Source organism: Pseudofulvimonas gallinarii, assembly GCF_004343305.1.
GTDB classification, from domain to species: Bacteria; Pseudomonadota; Gammaproteobacteria; order Xanthomonadales; family UBA2363; genus Pseudofulvimonas; species Pseudofulvimonas gallinarii.
On sequence record NZ_SMAF01000050.1, the window covers coordinates 1 to 3937 of the forward strand.

Genomic DNA, 3937 nt, shown 5'->3' on the forward strand with positions numbered 1-3937 from the left:
TTTCATCGGCAAATCCTGTTCACAAGGTCAGTGCAGGAATCAACCGCCTTCCTGCGCCCACAAGATGGCTGGATTACAGGGACCTTGGCAACCTCCAAGGCCCGAAATCACCCACACGAATCCGCGATGAGCCCTCTTCATGTCGGGTTGGACAGCGGTGGCGGACATTGGTTCCCTAATTTACTGACTTATGAGTAATGTCACCCCCTCGTCATCCGCGAAAGCGGAATCCAGCGCTCCGGATGTCTGGAAGTGCGACTGGATCCCCGCCTTCGCGGGGATGACGAGCCTGGAAGTTCGCGGATGACGAGCCTGGAAGTGGATGACGAGCCTGGATGAGGATGACGAGCCGGAAGTTCGAGGATGACGAGCCTTGGCGTTGGGGGATGACGAGCAGCGCGTTCGGAATTGACCCGCAGCGACAGCGGCGAAGCAATTCCGGGTGGCTGGCCATTGCGGAGCGCCGGCCCCAGCGTGTCGCGTGGCGACCTTGGTTGGGCGGGCGAATCCGCAGGCAATGATAGGATCGCGCTGCGGCCGTACCGGCCAGCGAATGAAAGGGGAAAACATGAATTTGCGAAGCGTGCTGCTGCTCGGCCTGGGCACGGGCGTGTGCTGCGCCGTCCAGGCGCAGGATTCGGACATCACCATTCCGCACCGCGCAGGACTTCCCGTCGGCGATTCCATCGCCGCCGCCGCGCCCGGCGCGGTGCAGGTCATCTACAGCAACCTGGCGGGCCATCCGACCGCCGAAGTTCCCGGCTTGCCGGGCGTCGGCTTCCAGCCGGGAGGCGGCAACGCCCATTTCGACCGTGTCTACGGCAGCCCGAACGGCAGCTGGGCATTGACTGCCTTTGCCGACCTGCCTTGGACCGAGGACGAAGTGCTGCTGGTCAACGGCGAACTGGTGGTGCGCGAGGGCACCGCGGCCACCTGGACCAGCGGCGAGCTGGTCGGCCCGCTGGATACGAAGGTCGGCGTCAATGATGCCGGCGACTTCGTGTTCTCCACCGTCACCAATGGTCCGGCCGCGAGCAATGCCTACGTTGTTACCGGCGGCAGTGACGGCACGCTGGGGGTCGTCGCACAGGCGGGTTCGCCCGCACCGGCCATGCCGGGCGTGACATGGGGCCCCTTCCTGGAATCGCCGACCATTGCTACCGACGGCACCGTCGCGTTGGTCGCCGGCGGCCTCGGCGGCGTGCCCGCCAACGAGAACAAAGTCGTCGTCCAGGGCGCGACGGTGCTCGCTCAGATCGGTGTCACGATCCCCGGGGGACAGATCGGCAACGAGCCTTGGCAGAACTTCGACTTCCTGGACCTCTGGACCACGCCGGACGGCGAGCACTACCTGGTGCAGGGCGACCTTGATGGCTCCATCGACACCGATGACGTGGTGGTCGTGGACGGCAACGTGGTCGTGCAGGAAGGCGTGGTGCTGCCCGGCTCGGGCTTTTCCAATCCGGTCAACAACAACGGCATCGTCGGCGTGCACATGACGCCTGGCGGTCGTTACTTCGTCCGCGGCAACAACGTCGCCGGCATCGACTGGGTGTACAGCGACGGCCAGCTCGTCGCCCGCCTCGGCTGGCCGATCACGCCCTTGGCCAGCGAGAACTGGAGCGACCGCGATTACGCCGACTGCTTCTTCCTGCACGTGGGCAATTCGAAAGGCGACTATGTCATCGGCGGCGTCACCAATGGCGACAGCCGGACCAACGGCGTCCTGGTCCTGAACGGCGAGCGCGTGCTGGCCCGCGAGGGCGACCCGGTCGATCTTGACGGCAACGGCGTGTTCGACGACGACCTGTACCTGGACACCTTCGGCAATGACGACGGCTACCTGTCCGACAGCGGCCTGTTCTATTTCGTGGCCACGCTCAGGAACGGTGCCGGCGCCTCCGCGGGCCAGGCCTTCCTGTCCATCCAGCTGGCCGACGACGTGATCTTCAGCGACGGCTTCGAATCGCCCTGAGGATCTTTTGGTTCCAGGCTGCAGGCTGGGGCGGCAAAGCGGAACGACGTGTGACCGCCCGTGCCCCATCAGGCGGACATGTCCGCTGCAATGCCACTTCCAACAGGTGCTCAATGATCCGCACTGCGTTGTTGCTCTCAGCCTGCCTGCTGCTCTCGACGAAGGTACTGGCGGCCGATCCCGCCATTCCGGTAGCGTCGCCGGGCGACTTCACCTGGCGCGGTGTCCAGGCAATGCCGCCCCGGCCTGATTGCGAAGGCATCAGCGAGACCTTCAACGCCGCAATGTCGGCGCTGCTGGACGTTCCACAGCTGGGCCAGGTCCGCGACGGGTCCCGGCATTCGCGAACCGCGATGCCACCCGCCGCACCCTCAGCAGGCGAGCCCTGGACATCGGAGCGCTGCCTGCAGTCGGTGGCCGCGGTACGCTGCCTGCTCGACGACAATCCCATGTGGCTCAAGCAAATGGCGGACGAAGTGGGCGCAACGCAGAGGTAGTCCGCGAGGGTCACGGCTGCACGCAGCCATCCCGGCAATAAGGAAAGGCTGCCGGGGACAATCGCGAGGTACGCTGTGCCCTCCAGTTGTGGCATCGAGGGTGGAAGTCGGACTATGTCTCCATGGTGGATCTGCCCCTTGTCCGGCGAGGACGCCTCGCCATGAGTACGCGTGCGCAGCGCGAACATCGCAACCGACAGGTTAGCATCGACGACGCCGACCTCGAACGCTTCCGCACCGAACTGCCGGGACTGCTCGCCTATTTCGAGCAGCGCCGCATCGCGCGTGACCGGCGCTGGGCACTCGGCGCGATCCTCTACGGTGCCATGACGTTGGCCGGCCTGTACCTGTTCGACTGGTCGCCGATGCTGGTGCTGTGCCACGTCGTGTTGAGCCAGTGGATTCCGCTTGGCGCGGAAATCGCCGCATTGCGACGGATGCAGCGAAGCGGAATAACGCGCCTGGTCACCGTCGACCACGTTCATCGCTTCGTCGGCTCGGTGGCACGGGCGCTGGACGCAGGCCGGCGTCCATCGGATCCAGCCGACGGCCCGATGATGCTTGACCGCGACCGCCTCGACAGCGACGTCGCCGCCGACTCGAACGACAGGACCAGCCCCGGTGCGCTGGCGCGCCTCCTGCTGTTCTTCGGGATCATCGGCGCCGGCATGGTCGTCGCCTCGATCTATTTCGTCGATCCCTTCCTGCGCGCGGAGATGTTCGCCGATCCCTGGGCGCTCGCGGCGCTTGGCGCCACCAGCCCGTTGCAGGGCTGGGACGAATACCGCGCCAAGCTTGCACCGCCGATGCCCGGTGCAACCTGGAACGTCGAGTTTGCCGCCGGACTGCGCCTGGCGGCAGTCATGGTGCTCGGCCTGATGTCACCGATCCTGTTCAGCGCCAGCACTGTCGATCTGCTCGGCATCGCCGCGACCGCGCCGGTCCTGGTCGGCGGCTGGGGCCTGGTCACGCTCGCCTGCCTGCCCATGTGGCGCAAGACCATTGCCAGCCTTCGACGTCATGCCGGAGTTGAGGCTGCCGAACTGCGTGCGCGCTGGGCGGCCAACCGACGCCCCCCCGATTTTGAGTAGCAGGAGGATCTGAAGTCCAATTCCCAACGAGAAGGAGATTGGACGTGAAGAAGCGCTTTTCCGAAGAGCAGATCATTGGCTTCCTGCGTGAGGCCGAGGCTGGGCTGCAGGTCAAGGAGCTATGCCGCAAGCACGGCTTCAGCGAAGCCTCCTACTACTTGTGGCGTAGCAAGTTCGGCGGCATGAGCGTGCCCGAGGCCAAACGCCTGAAGGAGCTGGAGACCGAGAACAGTCGGCTGAAGAAGCTGAACCGCCCCGGCTTTCGTGGAGGCTGTTTGGTTTACTGATCAGTCAGAAATATAGGCGACACTTGGATGCCCGAAGAACGAGCGCACCAGGTCGGGCCGGAGCTTGATGTCGGACAGTTGCGCATG

4 protein-coding genes and 1 pseudogene are annotated in these 3937 nt (G+C 65.1%); all 5 read left to right on the forward strand.

Annotation, left to right across the window (positions count from 1 at the left end; translation table 11 throughout):
* Positions 1 to 198 (forward strand): hypothetical protein (locus EDC25_RS14945; RefSeq protein ID WP_207905724.1); only part of this gene is annotated, 198 nt, incomplete at its 5' end.
* 370 nt (positions 199 to 568) lie between these two features.
* The gene (locus tag EDC25_RS14490) at positions 569 to 1975 is read left to right on the forward strand and encodes a DUF7453 family protein (RefSeq protein ID WP_132577793.1); all 1407 of its coding nucleotides are present in this window, start codon (positions 569 to 571) and stop codon (positions 1973 to 1975) included.
* Positions 1976 to 2088: 113 nt separating this feature from the next.
* The gene (locus EDC25_RS14495) at positions 2089 to 2472 is read left to right on the forward strand and encodes a hypothetical protein (RefSeq protein ID WP_123521517.1); all 384 of its coding nucleotides are present in this window, start codon (positions 2089 to 2091) and stop codon (positions 2470 to 2472) included.
* Between the two features lie 161 nt (positions 2473 to 2633).
* Positions 2634 to 3563 (forward strand): hypothetical protein, encoded by a 930-nt coding sequence (locus tag EDC25_RS14830; protein ID WP_123521516.1) that lies wholly within the window; start codon positions 2634 to 2636, stop codon positions 3561 to 3563.
* Positions 3564 to 3607: 44 nt separating this feature from the next.
* Positions 3608 to 3811: pseudogene (locus EDC25_RS14505) on the forward strand (transposase); the annotation flags it as partial.
* Between the last annotated feature and the right edge of the window lie 126 nt (positions 3812 to 3937).

What these genes read in the sequence shown, in the direction of transcription:
- EDC25_RS14490 (WP_132577793.1), top strand. Translation starts at nt 569, where the DNA reads ATGAATTTGCGAAGCGTGCTGCTGCTCGGCCTGGGCACGGGCGTGTGC.
- EDC25_RS14830 (WP_123521516.1), top strand. Translation starts at nt 2,634, where the DNA reads ATGAGTACGCGTGCGCAGCGCGAACATCGCAACCGACAGGTTAGCATC.
- EDC25_RS14495 (WP_123521517.1), top strand. Translation starts at nt 2,089, where the DNA reads ATGATCCGCACTGCGTTGTTGCTCTCAGCCTGCCTGCTGCTCTCGACG.